The following is an 18,178-nucleotide window of genomic DNA, read 5'->3' on the forward strand; positions in this document are numbered from 1 at the left end:
CGATGCTCGAGCACCATCCGGACGGCGCGTTCACGCACCTCCGGCGAGAACTTGCGGGATGTCTGGTGATTCTCCATGGCTCCAATCTCTCAAGATCTGGAGCCTCCGACAAACCCGGAGCGGTTCAGTTGGCGCTGCCCAGAGCACCTTAGCACAGGATGCGATCGATCTGGGCGATTGCCCGACACAATACATCAGTCGGTTGGAGAAGGGGCTTTATCGCTGTGATTGCGAGGCGCGCGCCCTGAGCACCCTCGATGTCTACGGCTCGGATGAGTATTCGACGAAGGGTAAGATTTGCGAGTCGGCCGTGCATGCGGGCGTTCTGAGCGCGGAACCGGTACCGGGGCAATCGTCCCCGAAAGAGGGCGAGCAGCCGAAGCTTGAGACCAAGGGCGGCGCTGTAACCTTCGAGGTCGTCGATTCACCGCCTGTCTTCAAGACGAAGCTCCGCAACGGAATCCGCTCGCAATTTTCACCGACCAAAGGGGACACGGCGATAAAGTTTGTGGCGCCATAAGCTGTTGAGAGGAACCTTGCGTGAATACCACTGCGCGCTTGCAAAGGCTAAGCAGGTGAGGCAAATTGCTCGGCGTTCAGAGGACTGATTTCCTTCAGCGGCCACCTCGACTACCTCTTGGCCCCTGATCAACATATTATGTCAGGGTGCGGCTATGTTGCCGGCGCGCCTATCATTGATTGCCCTATCCCTCCTCACCGCAACGCCGACCGCTGCACAGCCGCTGCAATGCGCGGGGGTCTTTGGCGCCGACGTCGACGCGCAAATCAAGGCCTGCAGCGAGTGGCTTGGCACGGATGGCCCGAACGCAACCGCGTATGTCTGGCGAGCAAAAGCCTTTGAAAGAAAAGGCGATGTAAAGAGCGCGGAGGACGACTTCGCCAAGGCGCTTGAGATCGATCCATCGAATGCCGATGCGTCAGCTGCGATCAATCGCATAGCGATGGGCATCCCGCCCGGCCGACCGTCGCTCAGCGACGTCCTCGTGCAAGAGGCGCAGACCGAGAAGTCCTCCGGCACGACGCCAAACGCCAAGGGCAACGACGCTCGTAGTAAGGCGGAAGCGTTGGTCCGTTCCGGCAACCTTTTCTACGAAACCGATGAGATCGAAGACGCCATCAGCCTTTATTCTGAGGCTATAGCAATCGATCCAAACTATGCAGCGGCATACGTCAATCGTGCAGATGCTTACGCAGCCTCGGGTGACGAGGAGCAGGCGTTGCTCGATTACCAGAAGGCGATCGAGCGAGACCCCAAGGATCCCAATGCCTACGCTGGGCGTGCGCTCAGTCTGACCAAGAAGAAAGACTTCGATCGCGCGTTGGCGGATGCCAACAAGGCGGTCGAGCTAGGGCCAAAATTGGGCTATGCCTTTTTCGCTCGCGGCAGGGTTCACGAGACCGCAGGAACGAAGGATCATGCGATCACCGACTATCGCGCGGCGCTCGCGATCGATCCCGACTATGAAGAAGCCAAGAAAGCCCTTAAGCGCCTCGGGGACGGGCCGGCCCCTTCGACTTCAGTCAATCTCAAAGCGTCAGCAGCAAAGTGCGACAAGGCGAGGGGCGATGAAGCCATCGCGGGCTGCAGTGATCTCATTAAGGCCGACCCGAAGCACTTCGGTGCCTATTATAATCGTGGTCTCGAGCACTGGACCAAAGGCGATCTCGATCTTGCCCTGGCCGACTTCGACAAAGTGATCGAGATCAACCCGAAGTCAGCCGACGGCTATAACGCGCGCGCCGCTATCTACACGGCGAAGAAGCAGCCCGACCGCGCCATTAGCGACTATTCACTGGCTCTCGATGCCGATCCGAAGAATCTCAAGGCGCTGAAGTTCCGCGGTCTGGCGTATGCTAAGCGCGAAGAGTACGACAAGGCGATAGCCGACTACACTAGGGCTATTGAGATCAACCCGAATGACGGCGCATTGTACCTCGATCGGGGCAGCAGCTATTGGAGTTCGAAGCGCTTCGAGTTCGCCCTCGCCGATTTCACAAAAGCTATCGAGCAAAACCCGAACGATACCGTTTCTTACTTCAACCGAGGACTCACCAACGAGGACCTCGGAAACCGTGAAGCAGCGATTGCCGACTTTCGAAAGGTGCTGGAGCTCAATCAGGCCCATGAGAAGAGCAGGGCAGCGCTCAAGCGTCTCGGCGCCGAGCCATGAGGAAGTGCGTCATGTCGAGTACACGCGCGAGCGTTCGTGCTCCTGCCTCAATGACCATGCCGTGCGCAATTCTATTCATGGCGTGCCCCGCCTTCGCTGCCACCCCCGAGGACTGCTTCAAGAAGACGGGGGATGCGGCCATTGTCGGCTGCACCCTCAAGATCGAAGCTGATCCCACGAGCGGCGCTGCCTACAATAACCGGGCCATCGAATACAGGAGGCAGGGTCATCTAGAGCAGGCCATTGCCGACTTCGGCAAGGCTATAGAGATCGACCCCAAGAACGCCCGCTCCTACTACAATCGCGGCACGGTCTACCTCGCTCTTGGGCAAACTTCGAAGAAGAAGGACTTCTTTGAGCGCGCCATCGCCGACTTCTCGGCCGCCATCGCCGTCAATCCGAAATATGCCAAGGCCTTCGGCAACCGCGGACTTTCGTACACAATGCTCGGACAGCATGAGCAGGCGATCAGCGATTATGACCAAAACGTAGAGATCGCCCCCGACGACCTCAATGCCCATACCAACCGGGCATACAGTTGCCTGATGGCTAAACGCTATGACTGCGCACGAGCAGACACCAACAAAGCCATCGAGCTGGATTCCAAACATTACAAGGCCTACCGCACCAGAGCGCAGCTCAACGAGGCGGAGGGGAAGAAGGACGCCGCTATCCTCGACTACCAAGCCGCCCTCAAGTTCGCTCCTGACAAGAAGACCGCAAATGTAATGCGCGCCGATCTGCTGCGCCTTGGCGTCAACCTGCCGGAGCCCGCTGTCGACGCAGGTAGCAAAGAGTGCGCTGAGCGTTTGGCCAGCGCCGAAAAGTGCCACAAGGATTACCTGACGCAGACCGATGACACGATGAGGGGGATTTCGCGGGCCTGCCTAGCAGCCAACTGTGGTTCGGCCATGGTGATGAAATGTCCGTTGCCGCCCTTCTGCACACAATAGCGGCAAGGGCTTATATGTGCGCTCCACTCGCAAAGCTCCTTCCGCTTCTATTGCTCGCTCTGCCGCTCACCGCGGATATTGCGGCTACCGCAGAGCCATGTCCGATCACGCATGAGCCAAGCAAATTTACCCGCGACGCGTGCATCCCCATAGGTGGCGACGATTGCAGCCGGCCCGGTTTCAAAGGCGGTTACTGCCCGCCCGGCTTCAAGTGCGCTCCGGAGGGCAAATGTATTCCGCTGAGCAGCGCCGCATGTGCGAAGTGGCCGAACCTGGCCTGCCCGGCGGGAACGCTGTGCCACCCATACGTTGAGAGCTGCCTCAAGTCCGGGCACATACCTTGCCGGACAGGTGGCGGGTGCCCCATCGGTTGGGTGTGCTCGACGCGGGGCGGCAAATCGACATGCGCTCGTGGCGGTCGGGGAACCATCAATTGCGCCGCTGTCGGCAGACCCGAACAAAATTGCTGGGCCGGGGATACTTGTCATCCCACGGCACCGGCCTGTGTTGCGGCAGGCAGCATGCCTTGTCCAGGGCCAGAAGGCGATTCATGTCCACGCGGATACATTTGCAGCAAGGCAGGGAATAAGTGGGATTGCGTCACTCCAGGCGGCGGGCACGGCAACGCGAGCTGCGCGATGTTCAACAGACCGAACGAGTCGTGCGGGCCGGGATGGAAGTGCCATCCGAATGGGCCCGGCTGCATCCCGTTGGATTCCGTGCCGTGCGGGACCAAGGGATACTGCAGGGTCCCGAAGTTCTGCCAGGGTGACCAGTGCGTCGATCCCCGGCCTCGGTGAAGAGAGTCGCCCCAACCCGATACTTGCGCTTCGCCGTCGGACGGACGGCCTCCCGCTTGCGCAGGAGCCCCGATGATCTGCTGTTCGGGAAGCCTGAGGTTATTACGACCTCACCTAGTGGAAGGGGGGGCAACTCGAGCGGCGCACTTGGCGATGCGCATTTAGTGGACTGCTGCAGATAAGCATCTGCATCACCAGGGTTCGATTCCCTTTTTTGCAGTCTGCTTTCCAACCCGTTGATTTCATTTATAAATTTGATGATTTTTGGCGCCCCGTAGGGAGGTATCGAAAGTCGGTTGAATCAGTGAGTTACTGGAAAGTGGGAAAGAGAAAACGTCCCGTAGTTTATCGCAGCTTTGCGCCGGCGACTTTCCCACCGCTCAGAACTCAGCCGCAGAGAGCGGCCAACCGAAGTGCAGGATGGGATGTGCGCTACGGGCTAACTCCAGACATGGCGCCGGTCGGGGATAGCGGGCGAAGTTGACGTGCTTAAAGACGAGCGTCTCGAAGAAGCGCGCCGCGCCGCGCGAGAATAAGAGCCTCAACACATCCGCTCAGAGAGCGACCGCGGCGTGATCCTCATCCAACCTCGATAATCGAGGGCTCGCTCGAAAGCCGGCGAAACCGACCAACCGAAACGCGCTGTCGAAGTCGCCGACTTTCTTGCTTCACCGTCGCGGTTGCGCGAGCGCCGCGGCCGTGCAGGCACTCACATACTCCTGCATCGTGACGGTGCCGTCAGCGTTGGTGTCTAGGTTGGTGGTCCTTAGCCTGGCCTGAGCAACGGCCGTGCTGGCAGACTGAGCGGTCATCATCGTGCTCGTCCAATTCAATTTGCATAGGACCTGGGCACGCTCGGTCGCTGCCGACGAGCTAGGAGGCAGAGCACCCGTGGGGGACGTCACTTGCGTGGGTGGTGGCGGAGCCGGCGCCGGATCAGCAGCCGCGGCCTGGGTGCCCACCTGCACCGGCTCATCGCCGGGGTCGTCGGTCGCGGCCATGCACTTGAACATCTTGCTGCGAGCGATCGTGAGGCACTCGTTCGGATCGGTGCTCCCGGGGAAGCAGACGTTCTCGACCGCCGTCGTCCATTGCCAGAGCGCGCCCTTGTCGCAGGTGATCGCGAATTCGGTTCCCTGGGATTTGGTGAAGCTCTGCGCAATCAGGTCCCTGGCGCCGTAGCTGGCCGTAAAGGAGGTCTCAGTGCCGGTCGGGGATTCGTCGTTGCCCGTTCGAAACGAGGTGCTGAGTTCGAGGCTCCAGCTCGTTTCGGATTCTCTCGACTTTCCCTGCTCCACGCCGACGGTCACGTTGTAGGAGATGTCGCCACAATCGAGACACATGCCGACGAGGTCCCAGGCCCCGCTTACGCGGGCGATCTGGGGAAGCGGCAGGTAGTCACAGCGCTTGCCGTAGTTGGCCGATGCTGCGCTTGCTGCAGCATTCCAATTGAAGGGGCCTTCTCGGCAATCGATGCCGGTCCCGGTGACGATTCGGTAGGTTGCCCAGGAAAGGTCGATCGGGCCGTAGCGGACAAGATAATTCCCAGAGTTCGGGAACTGACAGACCTGGCCGCTCGCGCCGGAGGACGTACACACCGTCCATGATGCGCCTGGCTTGCCCGTGAACTCGTTGCTCGAAACCTGGCACTTCTTGGCGACGTTCGGGAAGGGGTCGCCTTCCATGCCGCCGAAGTCGTTGTGCACGCATTTAGTGTCTTTGGCCGCGTACATATACATCCAACGGCTATCACTACCGCTTGTGGCGCCATAGCGTATGATGCGAAAGGCGTTGGGATTGCTGACCGTGATGGAGCAGGAGCCGCTTGCGCAGTCGTTCCAATGGTCGACCTTAGGCAAATCGATCTTTGCCGAGACGCACTGCTTATCTCCGCCGCCCTGGTCTCCCGCATACCATTGGCATCTGACTTGTCTGAGGCCCGAGAAGATGACGTTCTGCCATCCTCCACCCTTGGCGCCGTAGCTCAGCACGGTCATTTGATTGGCGTCCAAGGTGCCGTCAGGTCTGTCGGCCGGCAGGTAGCACTCAGTGCCCCAACCGCCGCACGGGACGGGCTTTCCGGGTTTGCTCGGAGGTTCGGCTTCGGCCGCCGATGCGCGATCGAACGTGAGGAACGAGAAGAGGACGGCGACCAGCAGCAAGCCGACGCCCCAAGCCAAATAAGCAAATAGATGCGGAACCTGGGACCGAAAGCAAACAGACATAAAATTCCCCAATGCAATTTACCAATTTACCGATAGACCCCGTGCTCAGCCTCGGCGCTCGTGCCGGTTGACGCTCAGCAAGTGGAACATCTGTCGAGTTGCTAAATTGGACAAGCGGGAATGATGGTTAGAAGGTCGAAAGATCGGCATTTTAGCGAAATTGGCATATCGGGGTCATTTGGCGCCGTCGCTCTTGGGTGGACCGGCTTCGTCGCTGACGTCCGCTGCGAGTCATTCCGACTCACCAACGGCAACCGGTAGACGACCGCTGTTCTCGAACAGCGGACATGACGACCAGTTCGTGGCCGTCGCCGCACGTAATCTAGGAATGCCTGAATAAGGAAGACTGCCAACGCAGCCAGCGCGAAGGTGGCGCGCGCTCACGACTGCGGATTGCCCGACTTGCCGCGGGGTTCGATTCCCGCTTTTCCAATCGGCTTTCCCACCGATTGATTTCATTGAGGAAATTTAGAGCTTTGGCGCCCCGTAGGGGAGTGCAATATTCGGGCGGTGCCAATGACTTACTGAAAAGTGGGACAGCAGATCGTCTCGCCGCTTACCGCTGTGTTCCGTGTTGCACTGTCCCACCGCCTCCCATGTACGCCAAGGACTCAGGTAGCGAACAGGTCAACTTGGGACTAAGTGGCGGTTGGTCGCTCGCGCCTGTCAGTCAGTGAGGGCCATCGCCTGACCACTGTCAGTATCTGCAAGCGGACGCTCCGCCCACCAAAGACACCTAAACCCTGACGGCAGACCGTCCCCGTGGTAGGTTGTGAACCGGTTGGGGTCCTGCCGCGGCCATGCGAACAACCACACAATTCTATATTGCCTGGCAAAGCCTTCTGACCTGCACCTCCTTCCCAGCCTTCGCCGACCCAGGTGAGGAAACAAAGAGTGTTCAAGGGAGGTTACCCATGGTCGCGTCAAGAGCCATACAGATTGTCCCCTCTTTGGTGACATTGCTTGCAGTCGCCACCGTATCCCACGCGGGCACGAGAGAAGTGGTTCGAGCTATCGGTCCCGATTTTCCGAGATGCAGCTGCCAAACTCAGGGCGCGTATTGCGTGCATGTCATTCCGCAAGGGACGACATGCAGGCTGGTGTTCGCCGATTCAGTAGATGAGGCGCAACAGCTTCGTGATCGGAGATGCAGGGACTTGCATGGAGGCGTCGATCTCGTCTGGGAGTCGTTCCGGTGCGTCACCCAAAGGGAGAAGCAGAACCTGCAAAACCGTACGCGGCAGGTCGAACAGCAAGCTCTCTCCACATGCGGAAGCGGAAACTATGTTGTCGTCTACGGCTGGGAGCCTAGCTTCGGGTGCATAAATCCCTCAGCAGCCCCTGGCATGGGTCCCGGCGGCATACCTACAGGTACGGGCACTCCCGGGGCGGGTGGCGGCGCGACAGGCATCGGTACCGCTGGTGCGGGTGCGGGCGGTCCTGGTGCCGGCGGTACTCCTCCACCGGGCGGCGGTGGTGGCGCAGGCGCGCCTGGAGGCGGGACGCGTGCTGGTGCGGGCCCAGGCTGGAGTGGTGTGGGTCCAAGGAGCGGTGGCGCAGGTGCCGGCGGGCACAGCGCTGCCGGTGCCACCTGCCCTGCGGGCCAGTGCGCTGAACCAGAATTCTTTGGAATGGGCGCCTGCCGTCCGTCGCTTCCAGAGTGTCCTGGTTACGAGTGCGGCCAGCCTGGCTGTCGCTAGATCCTTTCCGAAGTCGGAGGGCGTTGGGCCCGTCTTCGCCCAATTCCAGCTGAGCACGACCGGGCAGTGTGGATGCGGTCTTCGCGCTGGATGTTAAGCGAGCATCGCAGACGCACCACACATTAAGAGGACTGCCAGATGCGCATGCCATTCAAGGTCCCCCGTAACGCGTTCTTTGCACCGATAGCGTCGGCGCTTCTGGTCGCTGCCCCCGGCCATGAGGCCATGGCCTTTGAGGATCCAGACTTTGTCCGTGGTGCGCCAACCCCTTCCGCATTGCCAGAAGCGCAGAAGAGCCAGCTGATGGTTGTCAACGTGCCAGAACTCAACGTCTTTCCAGAGCCAAATGTAAATGCCGGGTTGATTGGCGCGCTGCACAGCGGCGACGGCGTCACGGTCGAGCGCTGGCAAACGGACAGCCAAGGTGAGAAATGGGCCAGGGTCTGCACGAGACGCTACTGCGGTTGGGTGGGTGCCGATTTTATCGAACCTGCGCCTGCAGATGAGCCATAAGGCGCGTTGGATTTGCCGAGCCGCTCGTGCTTTCTGCGTGCCTAAGCACCGTAATCCTGAGCGGGAATGGGAGGAAGCACGCCAGAGTGATGGCTGCGAAGCACTTCGGTGAATGTGCAATTGCTGTCGAGCCAAGCACCGACAGGTCCTCCGATGGTCGCACCATGCATCACCGTGTGTGCCTCCTGCTCACTGCAATCGGCGGCAACGGCTAGCTCGACATTCTCATACAGATGCCGTGCTGCAGGATCTTGGTCGACACGGAATGCGGTTGGGCTCAGCATTTCGGCAATTGCTGTCGCGAACATCTGGCCGGAAAGATGGGACGCGAGAGTGGCTTGGACGCTGTCGTGCCGCGAGTAGACGTTGAGGATGCGTCCAAACCTTTGCGGCGAGAGCGGATATGGGAGCTGGTAATCCTCTATCGCATGCGGCGTGAAGAAGTGTGGGCACGCAAGGAACACGGCGCTGGCGATATGAACCCCGGGCGCTAGCTTTTTCGACGCACTGGCGAGCTTGACGATGTTGCAGCCGTGGCTATGGGCGATGATGCGCAAAGGCTCGCGCGTGAGTTCATGAATGGCGTTGAGATACGCGGCTAGCTGCTCGCTGGCGGCGCCGCGCGCGATACCCATTGCGGCGCCTGCCCAAATGAAGTGCCCGTTGTGCTGCGCCAACGCGCGCGACCCTAGACTAAGACTCCACAAGCTCCTCTTGGCGGCAAGCTCGGGCACTTCCGACACGGGAACTCCGTTCACGCGCCACAGATCATGTCGCCCCGAGGCTTGCTCCATTCCGTGACGGACGGCATCGAGGAAGCCCCCTTCATGCCATGAGTTCCACCACCAGGTGGCGTGCACGGCACTCCGATGCGCTTGCGTGCCATGGATGACGATGGTGGTCATCGCCGGACTCGCAAGTAGTTGGCTATATCGTTCCGAATGCCCATTCCGTGGCCAATCTTTGATATCATCAGCCTATCTTGCGGTCAGTCGCTTGCGGTTAGCCGATTTCGCGCCGCCGGCGGCGTTCGAGTTCCGCTCACGGAGCCGAGCCATGCGCAGTGGCGTGAAGTGCCTCACGTTTCTTACCGCGGCCTTACTGCCGCATGCGCCGTCGATCCGTGCGCAACCGCTCGGCGCGCAGCCGAAGATGGCGAGTGAACAGTCCTATGAGCGCGTCGAACCACCGATCCCTCGTCCGGATCTCATCAAGCCTCGGCCCTCCGAGTGGCCGTTTGTTCCCTGGTCGTACGCCAAAGCCTACACGTTCAACTTCTTTCCGCAGTACGCGCAGCCGGAAGTCGTGACGAAGAATGGCATCTGGAGCAAATACATCCGTTCCGAGCAACTCGTGATGCGAGCTCAGGCGATCGCCGCCGGAGAGCTGGTCGCAGCCATTCAGGGGAGCTTTGAAGATTCAAAGTGCATGCTCCCGCGCCATGCACTCGTTTACTTTGACAGGGATGACAGGCCCATTGCCAGCGTCAATGTATGCTTTGAATGCGAAGGTGTCCTCGCCTGGCCCGATTACGAGGCGAAAAACGAGGACAGGTATCTGGACGAGACTTTTCGGAAAACCTTCGAGGAGGCAATCGCAGGGTTCAGAGTTCTGTTCAAGCAAGAGTTCGGACAGCCGACGAACTACAGGGATGATCCGCGCCCCGGTCCGGGTACGTAGTCGCAGTCCAGGAGCCACGACCTATTTGTTCATTTGAAGTTCAGCCAAGCAGGCGTAGACGGACCAACATTCAAAGAAGAAGAGTCGTTCTAACGTCCTAGTCGATTGATCCTGAGCGCAGCAGAGCGGCTACCGAGTACCGGTGGCGACCGCGCTGATAATGCAGTCGTTATTGGGAGGTTGTCATGAAGACATCGTTTTCCATTGTCGTTGCCGTGTTTGTGGTCTTGGCGTCGGGCACGGCGTCAATGGCGCAGCAGTACAAAGCCTGGTCCGTCTTTCGGAACTGCAATGTATATCCGTGCGTGATCGGAGTTGCGGTCTCCGATTGGACGCAACCCGGCTGGTCGCGCATCGCATCCTTCCAGAACGAAGTATTCGCCTGGCAACACGCATGTGCGCTGCACTACGAGGGCGGCCATAATTCGCCCGACATCGCTCAGGGCCGCATTGATTGCAGAAACTTCCGTTAGCCGAGCGTGCTGGCTCGAAGAACGGAGCGGTCCTTAGATCGCGCATCAACGATAATCGTGCGTGACATCACGATGGGCCGTGACGCGCTTCTATGTGATTGACGAAGACGTAGGCGTCCTCCGCTCGTGTCGGATGGGAACGGCGCTTCGGCCGAGCTGGTTCGAGACTGAGGTCCGCTCGTGCTTCGGCTTTGGGTCAAACTCTACCGTTCAGCCAACGGTTGGTCCGCTCACCCCCCGACTGTGACTGGTGTGTCGCCATCGAGTGCATGACTACAATCGGCCAAGGGCAGTCAGCAGCGTATCACGCGTCCGTGTCCATCGTCACTTGGCGCTATTCAGGGGATCCGTCCACGATCCGACGCGCACGGCGAACAGCATGCGGTCGCCGTTGCGCAGGACGCGTAGCCTGACCACCTCGCCCGGCACCCGACTACCCAAGCGGGCACTGGCATCGGCGACATTGCGCACGCTCTGACCGTTGATTTCCAGAATGACGTCGGCGGGCGACAGCTTCTCGGAGGCCGGGCCACCGGCAACGACCTCGGCGACCATGGCTCCTTGCGGGGCGGGCAGACTGAGCGCCGAAGCCATGTCCGCGTCGACTTCTTGCAGCTTGACGCCGAGCCAGCCGCGCGCGGCATTGCTGCGTGGGTTTGGTGCAGCACTTTCCGGCTGTGGAGCACGCGCCGTCTCTTGCCCTTGCGGAGGTGGAAGGTTTTTGAACAGCTCGAAGAGCGGATGGTTTTGCAGACCTGGGCTGTTCCTCAATGCCTCGTTGAGCGGATGGTCGGCGGGCAATCCGGGGACATTGAATGGCGGTGGGGTTGCCTGCGCTTCCGTTTCTGGCCCTGCGCGCACATCCGGTGCGGCGCGCTCGCTCGGTTTGTCGCCTTCGCTTGGGGATTGCGGCGCTATGGGAGCTGGGGGCGGGGCCATGGCCGTGCCGCTGCCGTCGCGCCTTCCTTGGGGAGCAGGGCTCACGATGTCCGGGGCTGTAGAGGCAGCGTATTGCATCGTTTGGTAGCCGCCCACCGTCAGGAGCAGCGCACCTGCAACCCCGAGGGCGACCTTGCCGAAGGAGCGGGACTGAGTTGCAGGCTGCGGTGGGTCGGCTGTCTTGCCGGACTCCCGAGCCGAGCTCAGGGGAGAAAGCGGTTGTCCGCATGCGCCACAGAACCGATCACCGGATTGGATGAGCGCACCACACTTCGAGCATTGGCCTGTCATAGCTTGCTCCTAGGCGACCATTGATAGTAGCGCACCTATCGTTCGATACGACAGCAGGCTGTTTGCGGGTCGAGGACACCGGGCACCTCTACCGGAGTAAGAGTGAAGTCAAAGGCCTTATCGCTCTCATCGCGGCAGGCGCCCGGCGTAGACGCAATCGATCCCACGAATCCCTGCCTGGTGCGAAACACCCACGGGTTCTCACGTGACAGGCCCACGGGGCCCGACGTCTTTTCCATGCTGTCGCCTGAGAAGGCATCGATGAAGTTCGACGTGAGATCCGATTGGCCGCAGATCAACTCGATAGCCCAGTTCGGCTCGAATGCGGAGCATATGATCTTGGCACCCGGAACGAGTAGGTTGGCGCAGCCGACGGCGGGCGGTGGCGCTGGCGCCGTCTCGCTGCTTGCCGCAGGCGCCGGTGCGGACTGCGGCGTCTCGCTTGGCTGCGGCATTGGCGTGGGAGGCAGAGGCGTCGCTCTTGGTGGCGCCACGGATGCCGGCAGGGATGGCGCCTCGGTGCTGCGCTCGATCACCTGATAGAGACCGGCGCCGAGCACCAGCGCACCGACGACAACGAGCCCGATAGCAGCAAGGCTGCGCCCGCCTCCGTGGCCTGACGGCGCCCCCGGCACAGTCGGCAGATCACGGCCGCAGGCCCCGCAGAAGCGGTCACCGGCCGCGACCGAGCCCCCGCAGGACGGACAGTTGGCCATGGGCAACTCCCGGCAATAGCCAATTCTGGAATGTTAGTGCTGCGTCATGGGAGATATCCATGCTTCGCCTCCACTCGCCTTCAGCGCGGTTTGCGAAGAAAATCGAGAGAGTATTGGAGCTGCGTATCTTCGACCGGGTTCTCGGGAACCGAACTGGATGAACTGGATTGGGTTCGTCCGGTGCTCTTGTCTCCTCGCCCCTGCTCGACGACGACGTCGGGCTCGATCCCAAGGGAGAGCGCACGGTTCGATGGACTATAGTATTCCGACGCGCCGTTCTTGAGCGATGGGTTACTATGAGAACGCGTGCCCACAATTGATGCGCGTCGATGGTCCTGCAAGGCGCCAGCAACTACATTGGCGGCTAATGCCGTCGCGCCATTAATGAGCACGACGATCCTCTTGCCCTCCGTGATATCGCCGGGCGTCGCCTGGGCCCGTTTTGTATCGTCTGCACCGCTGTTCCTCGCAGTCAAAATGGTGCCCCTGTCGAGGAATTCGTCAGCCGCGTCCACTGCTTGTTCTGGTAGGGTAGCTGCATTGTCGCGCAGGTCGAGGACGTAGCCACCCAGATCCGGGCCGATCTTCTGTTTCAGAGCCTCAATCGCGCTTACCAGGCCAGCATGTGTTTGGGCTTCGAATGCCCTCAACCTGATGTAGGCGATGGTTCCTTCAGCGCGCCAAGTAACGGCCCACCCCTTGCTCGGTTCCGGTACAGGCGACGTTGGAGGCGTCGGCATCGATCTGTAGCTCGGAGGCTCGATAAAATTGTGCTGGATCGCCTGATAGATACCGACGCCGAGCACGAGCGCACCGAGGACAACCAAGCCGACAATGGGCAAATTACGCTTTGAGCCCTGGCGTTGCTCCAGTACGGAGGCCGCGTTCCCCAGGTCAGCCAGGCCATGCCCGCACGCGCCGCAAAAGCGGTCTCCAGCCGCAACAGAAGCCCCGCAGGTTGGACAGATGGCCATGGGCGGGTCCCATGCAAAAATCGATGCGGGGAGGATAAGTCTGTGCCATGATAATTTCTATCGTTTCTTGTCGTCGTCCGGCGGGAAACCATGATGCAGCTTTCTGAAGCTCGACCTTCTGGCCTCGGCGCAGCTGCTCTGACGTTCGTCAGCGGCAACCTATTCCTAGCTCTGCTCTGCGCGCAGCCTGCCGGGGCCGTCGATCCATGCGGCTTCAATTGCGATCTTCCGGGAAATGATATTGCCGCCTTTGCTGGAGGCACGCCCGACCAATGCGCTGCAGCGTGCCGGCAAAATGGCGGATGCAATGCCTGGACCTGGGTAAAGCCCGGATACCAGGGTCCGGCGCCGGTCTGTTACCTGAAGAATCCCATTCCGCGCGCCCGCGGCGCGGCCTGCTGCATCTCAGGCTACGTCCTGCGCTGAAGACGCATTGACCAGATGCTATTGTGAGTTTGGCGAATGAAGTTATGAGCGCCGCAAATCGACATCGGTTTTGCACTGCATGCGGCAGCAAACTATCGCCGAGCGCGCGCTTTTGCGGGCGGTGCGGTGCAAGGCTGAGCTCGGCGAGCGATGATCTCCCTCCCGTCGCGGTAAAGACCGAAATGCCCACCGACCTCGCGGCGGGACGGGCGAGAGACGCTGCGGCGACGGCACCGGCACCCATGTCGAAGTTCCAAGCGCGCAAGGCGCTCGTGAAGGCCATTACGGTGGCAGCGGCCAAGAGCTTCGCTCTCAGCGCCGCCGTGCTCGGCCCCGGGCTGCTGCTGCTCTACAACGGCGCGCAGGTTCCGGGCATGCTTTGGCTGTTCGGCGGATCGTTCGGCATGGTTGCCTGGACCTATCGCAAGCCTTGGCGATTGGGGCTGATCACCTGCCTGATCCCGCCGGTGGCGGCAGGGCTGGGCTACCTGGTGCAGCTCGCCTTCTTCTCGCATGCCGCGCCACCGTTTGTGCTCCTGCTGGGAGCGGTGGCAATCGGCATTGGCGTCGGTTGGTATCGAGGCGAAGCGCACCAGCTTTACAAAAAGGATGGCAGCATCTTCGCTCAGCGCACCGTTGCTTACCTCGGTATCTGGATTACCGCCTACGCCATTACCCAGTTGATGGCGGTGGCCGCCGATCTTTGGCTCGTCCGTTCCGGCCTCCTCACCGGCGCTTTCTCGACTGCCATGCTCGGCGCCGTGTCGGTGATCATCCTACAGAAGCGGAAGGCGCTGGCGCACGCCTCGGCCGCGGTTCTGGCCTTCGCCTTTCTCTTCGCGCATGCGGCGGCAATCCTGCCGGCAGCAGCGCAGTCGTCGTCCGGCGACGTGGAGGTCATCGACATCCTGCGACAGACCGCGAGCAGAGTTAGTCGTCTCATCCTTGATGCGGATCTCGCCGAAGCCGTTATGGGGCAACGGCCACCACCGGCCGATTCCGCACCTATTTCAATCCCGTTGCCGGCGCCCTCTTTCCAACGGATCTCCGAGAATGCCGCAACGGCGACGTATGCAACGGATGCCTCCTCCAGCATCTCGGTCACCTTGGAGCGCCTCGACTCCACTGAAGCCGCAATGCCGCAAATGTCCGATCTGCGTGGCGTCACATCAAAAATGGCAAAGTGGATTACGGTACGTGGCGCCTCCTGCCTCTTGGGCGTGAGTATCGACGAGCGCGCAAGCCCGATAACAGGCGAAGTGGCTGCCGTCATGTCGAAGGACCGCTTTCGCATATCCGTCCGCGCTTACGGTCGCGGTCAGATTGCCCGCGAGCGGCCCCCAAGCGACGGCATTGCCGGGGCGATCGGCGATGCGATCGGCGAGGCGCTGGAGGAAGCAGGGGGCATACTCTTCTTGCCACTCATGACACCTGCTCTTGCGGGCGAATACCATGCGGCGCTCGACGTCGAGGCTTATCCGAGCGCCGGGACAAACGCGGCGCCTCCGCCTTTCGTCCCCGAGACCCGCCCAGGGCCTGACTATGGCGCCGGTACATCCGGCGATGATGGTTACGCATATCCGCCTTATGTCACGATCAACCCCGCTGACGTTGCCGCCGGCAGCGCTGCCGTCGCCGCCATCCTCATCGCTGCCGGCATCGCCGCCAACATCGCCCAGGCGATTGCCGCGGCCATCGCCAGCGCGGCCCAGTCTGGCGTGCAGATGACCAGCGATGATATCGCGGCCGCCATCGGCGAGTGGCTTGCGGGTTCCCGCCCGGCCGACGGGAGCGGCGCGACGCAGGGAAGCGGCGGTCAGGACGTGGCGCCGCCCCCGAAACCGCCGCCGATCTACGATAAGGACGGCACGCCGTTTGCCACCAACGACAAGGGCCAGTACTGGGCGCCGGATGCGGAGGGCAACTGGCGATGGCTGGACCCGGTCGAGGCGCGCGAAGCGTCCGCCGCTCTACAGCGCGAAGCGGCCGCGCGGCGCGCGGAGCAGGCCGAGCACGATCGTGCCACGCAGGAGATGATGGAGAAGTGGCGCCAGCAGCGGCAGCAGGAAGCCGTCGCAGCAGCGAGTGAGGCGCAGCGCCGGACGGCAGAAGATCAAGCTGCTCGAGCGGCCGAAGAACGGCGGCTGGGCCAACTGGGTCAGGCTATAGGCAGCACCATTGAGCAGATGGGTCCCGGTGAACAGCGCGATGCGCTGATGGGCGAACTCGGCGGCCTGCTCCAGAAGGGCGACACGGAAGGCGCGGAGCTGCTGTGGTCGCATCTACGCGGCGCGCGCCAAAGCCAGCTCGACAAGCTCGGCGCCGAGGCCCGCTGGGACCAGATGAAGGGTAAAGTCTATGGTGCCGCGGAAACCGGTGCGGCATTGACGCGCGATGTCAGCAAGGCCGCACTCACCGCCGCGACGACGCAGCTGACGGGAGGCATCGGATTGGCGCCGGCCGCAATGCTTGGCGGCACGCTGATCGGCAGCGTGGAGGCAACCGAGGCTGGCCTCAGTGTCGACCCGACTGGCAACGTCAAATTCGACCGGACGGCAGCAGCGAAAGGATTGGTCAAGGGCGTGAAGGGCGGCTTGTCAGCCGCCATCGGCGGCGCGGCGACGTCCGGCAGCAAGATCATCGCGCTGACCAAGATCGGTTCGCAGGCCGGCTTGGACGCGGCCGAGACGTACGCCGAGACCGGCTCGGGCGAGAAGGCATTGGTCTCCGGCCTTCTCGGGGTTGCATCGGGCGCGTCCGGCGAGGCCATCGACGCGGGGTTCCAGCAGGACGGGCTGTTGAAATCCGCCGTGACGCACACAACCAACTATCTTGGGAACACCGCCAAGGGCGTGCTCGTATCGGGCAAGGACGCCCGCACCGCTGCCGGCGAGGCGCTGTACGGTGAAATGACGAGCCTCGCGGGAAAGTCGATAATCTCGAACGTTCCCGTGAAAGCTCCCGATCTCCCTTCCGACGGCGCGGCTTCCCAGCTGCCGAAGATTCGCGACTGGACGCCACCACCCGATCCCAACGGCGGGGCTGGGGCTCGCGGTGCGACGCCTGAGGGCACGCTGCCAAAAGGAAAGGACATCCTCGGACCGCGGATCCGAGAAATCAGCCAAGACGAAGCGCACAGGATGAGCGGTGGCGACCCGCGCGATGGAGGCTGGCGACCGCGGAACGTCGGCGTGAAAAAAGACGTTGAGGCGCTGGAGCGCGAGGCAACTGGGAAGGCTGGAGGAGAACTGCCGAAAGTTGAACACACCGAGCCTGGAACTAGGAGGGCTGGGGAATTTGACCGAAAGTCGCCGCAGCAGACCCTTGGGCCGGATGAAATGACCCCCGCCAGCCCAAGAGCTGCCCAACCAAAAGAGCCGGATCCGTACGACAACGTCAAACCCGTGCCAAGCCCTCAGGAAGAAGCGGCGCGGCAGGAAAGCGGCCTTTCACCTGCGCAACGCGAAGCGCTTGGGAAAGCCCGCGGCGCGCAGACGCGGCGTGGCGTCGAAGAGACCATCCGGCAGGCGGAGGCGCAGCCGGACTTCCGCCAGCGTCCGCAGCGGCTGTGGCCTGGTCAGGAGGATGACGGGCCCGAGCTGCGCGATCCCTGGAACCCGGAGAGCGTGGAGAAGGCGTGGGAGGAACATTTGCGCGGCCGAGCAAAGCCGGCCGTTGAGACACCCGGTGAAGCTGGCGATCAGGGCGCGCTGGAGAGCAAGCCCGCGACGCCGAGCTCAAAGGAGCTGCGCGAGACGTTCGACCGCAAGATGGACGATCTGCGGCGCAGGCCAATGCCCAGCTCCAAGTCCATACGGGAAGAAGCCGAGGCAAAACTTGCCAGAATGAAATCGGCTGAAGCACCGGAGCCAGCAACGGGCGACGTTCACGCGGCGAAGCTGCCTCCAAAAGCGGAGATTCTCGATCCCAGCGACCCCAGGCAGACTTCATACTGGGGGCAAGAAGTCGAAGCCACCCAACAAGGACGCGGCATCTCTGCGGAGGAAACTGTTCGCGAGGAGGTGATCATCGTCGATGGCAAGGTTGTTCCTTCCAAGGAGAACCCGCTCGATCATCTGGGTCCCAAGCAAAGCGCCATTCAAGTGAACGCACGCACCGGCAACGTGGAGGTCAAACATGGCCCCAAGGTAGAGTCGGTACATAAGGAGGGGATCAAGAATCGCCTCTTGGCGGAGAACCGGGAGGTGATTGAAAGGGCAAAGCGCGAGTGGCTCGAGCGGCAGGAGCGCATCAAGAACCAGGTGATCAAGACGAACCCTGAGGACGAGGCTTGAA

At 61.5% G+C, this 18,178-nt stretch carries 13 protein-coding genes and 2 pseudogenes; 9 read left to right on the forward strand and 6 right to left on the reverse strand.

The genetic code is table 11. From position 1 onward, the window contains the following. The 3 genes from F9K20_RS08440 to F9K20_RS08450 all read left to right on the forward strand — a co-directional run. On the forward strand, positions 1-520 hold a 520-nt coding region (locus F9K20_RS08440), incomplete at its 5' end, for an LCCL domain-containing protein (protein WP_290999906.1). Positions 521-674: 154 nt separating this feature from the next. After that, positions 675-2,192, forward strand: a complete 1,518-nt coding sequence (locus F9K20_RS08445) for a tetratricopeptide repeat protein (RefSeq protein ID WP_290999909.1) — start codon at positions 675-677, stop codon at positions 2,190-2,192. Positions 2,193-2,203: 11 nt separating this feature from the next. After that, positions 2,204-3,145, forward strand: a complete 942-nt coding sequence (locus F9K20_RS08450; protein WP_290999911.1) for a tetratricopeptide repeat protein — start codon at positions 2,204-2,206, stop codon at positions 3,143-3,145. Between the two features lie 1,468 nt (positions 3,146-4,613). On the opposite strand, the gene F9K20_RS08455 is transcribed toward F9K20_RS08450, so the two are convergent. After that, the gene (locus F9K20_RS08455) at positions 4,614-6,107 is read right to left on the reverse strand and encodes a hypothetical protein (protein WP_290999912.1); all 1,494 of its coding nucleotides are present in this window, start codon (positions 6,105-6,107) and stop codon (positions 4,614-4,616) included. 1,901 nt (positions 6,108-8,008) lie between these two features. Here F9K20_RS08455 and F9K20_RS08460 point away from each other — a divergent pair. Beyond that, positions 8,009-8,383 (forward strand): SH3 domain-containing protein, encoded by a 375-nt coding sequence (locus tag F9K20_RS08460; protein WP_290999914.1) that lies wholly within the window; start codon positions 8,009-8,011, stop codon positions 8,381-8,383. 41 nt (positions 8,384-8,424) lie between these two features. On the opposite strand, the gene F9K20_RS08465 is transcribed toward F9K20_RS08460, so the two are convergent. Beyond that, entirely contained in the window at positions 8,425-9,288 is an 864-nt protein-coding gene (locus tag F9K20_RS08465) for a hypothetical protein (RefSeq protein ID WP_290999916.1), read from the reverse strand. 151 nt (positions 9,289-9,439) lie between these two features. On the opposite strand from F9K20_RS08465, the gene F9K20_RS08470 reads away from it, so the two are divergent. Further along, the gene (locus F9K20_RS08470) at positions 9,440-10,063 is read left to right on the forward strand and encodes a hypothetical protein (RefSeq protein ID WP_290999917.1); all 624 of its coding nucleotides are present in this window, start codon (positions 9,440-9,442) and stop codon (positions 10,061-10,063) included. A 185-nt stretch (positions 10,064-10,248) separates the two neighbouring features. Then, on the forward strand, positions 10,249-10,536 hold the full coding sequence (locus F9K20_RS08475) for a hypothetical protein (protein WP_290999919.1): 288 nt from the start codon (positions 10,249-10,251) through the stop codon (positions 10,534-10,536). A 324-nt stretch (positions 10,537-10,860) separates the two neighbouring features. Here F9K20_RS08475 and F9K20_RS08480 read toward each other — a convergent pair whose 3' ends face one another. The 4 genes and pseudogenes from F9K20_RS08480 to F9K20_RS08490 all read right to left on the reverse strand — a co-directional run bounded on the left by F9K20_RS08480 (position 10,861) and on the right by F9K20_RS08490 (position 13,456). Next, positions 10,861-11,475, reverse strand: coding sequence for a PDZ domain-containing protein (locus tag F9K20_RS08480; protein WP_290999921.1), 615 nt, complete (start codon positions 11,473-11,475; stop codon positions 10,861-10,863). A 219-nt stretch (positions 11,476-11,694) separates the two neighbouring features. Beyond that, positions 11,695-11,766, reverse strand: a pseudogene (locus tag F9K20_RS21275) (zinc ribbon domain-containing protein); the annotation flags it as partial. 35 nt (positions 11,767-11,801) lie between these two features. Further along, entirely contained in the window at positions 11,802-12,482 is a 681-nt protein-coding gene (locus F9K20_RS08485) for a hypothetical protein (RefSeq protein ID WP_290999923.1), read from the reverse strand. Between the two features lie 80 nt (positions 12,483-12,562). Further along, positions 12,563-13,456, reverse strand: coding sequence for a S41 family peptidase (locus F9K20_RS08490; protein WP_290999925.1), 894 nt, complete (start codon positions 13,454-13,456; stop codon positions 12,563-12,565). A 93-nt stretch (positions 13,457-13,549) separates the two neighbouring features. On the opposite strand from F9K20_RS08490, the gene F9K20_RS21280 reads away from it, so the two are divergent. From F9K20_RS21280 to F9K20_RS08495, 3 genes and pseudogenes are all read left to right on the forward strand, one after another. Further along, a complete protein-coding gene (locus F9K20_RS21280; RefSeq protein ID WP_367115832.1) occupies positions 13,550-13,882 on the forward strand; it encodes a PAN domain-containing protein in 333 nt (110 codons plus the stop codon). A 44-nt stretch (positions 13,883-13,926) separates the two neighbouring features. Next, a pseudogene (locus F9K20_RS21285) lies at positions 13,927-14,013 on the forward strand (zinc-ribbon domain-containing protein); the annotation flags it as partial. A gap of 192 nt (positions 14,014-14,205) precedes the next feature. Continuing rightward, on the forward strand, positions 14,206-18,177 hold the full coding sequence (locus F9K20_RS08495; RefSeq protein ID WP_290999926.1) for a hypothetical protein: 3,972 nt from the start codon (positions 14,206-14,208) through the stop codon (positions 18,175-18,177). Position 18,178: the final 1 nt, after the last annotated feature.

It is taken from the genome of Hyphomicrobium sp. (assembly GCF_009026145.1).
GTDB lineage: Bacteria > Pseudomonadota > Alphaproteobacteria > Rhizobiales > Hyphomicrobiaceae > Hyphomicrobium_A.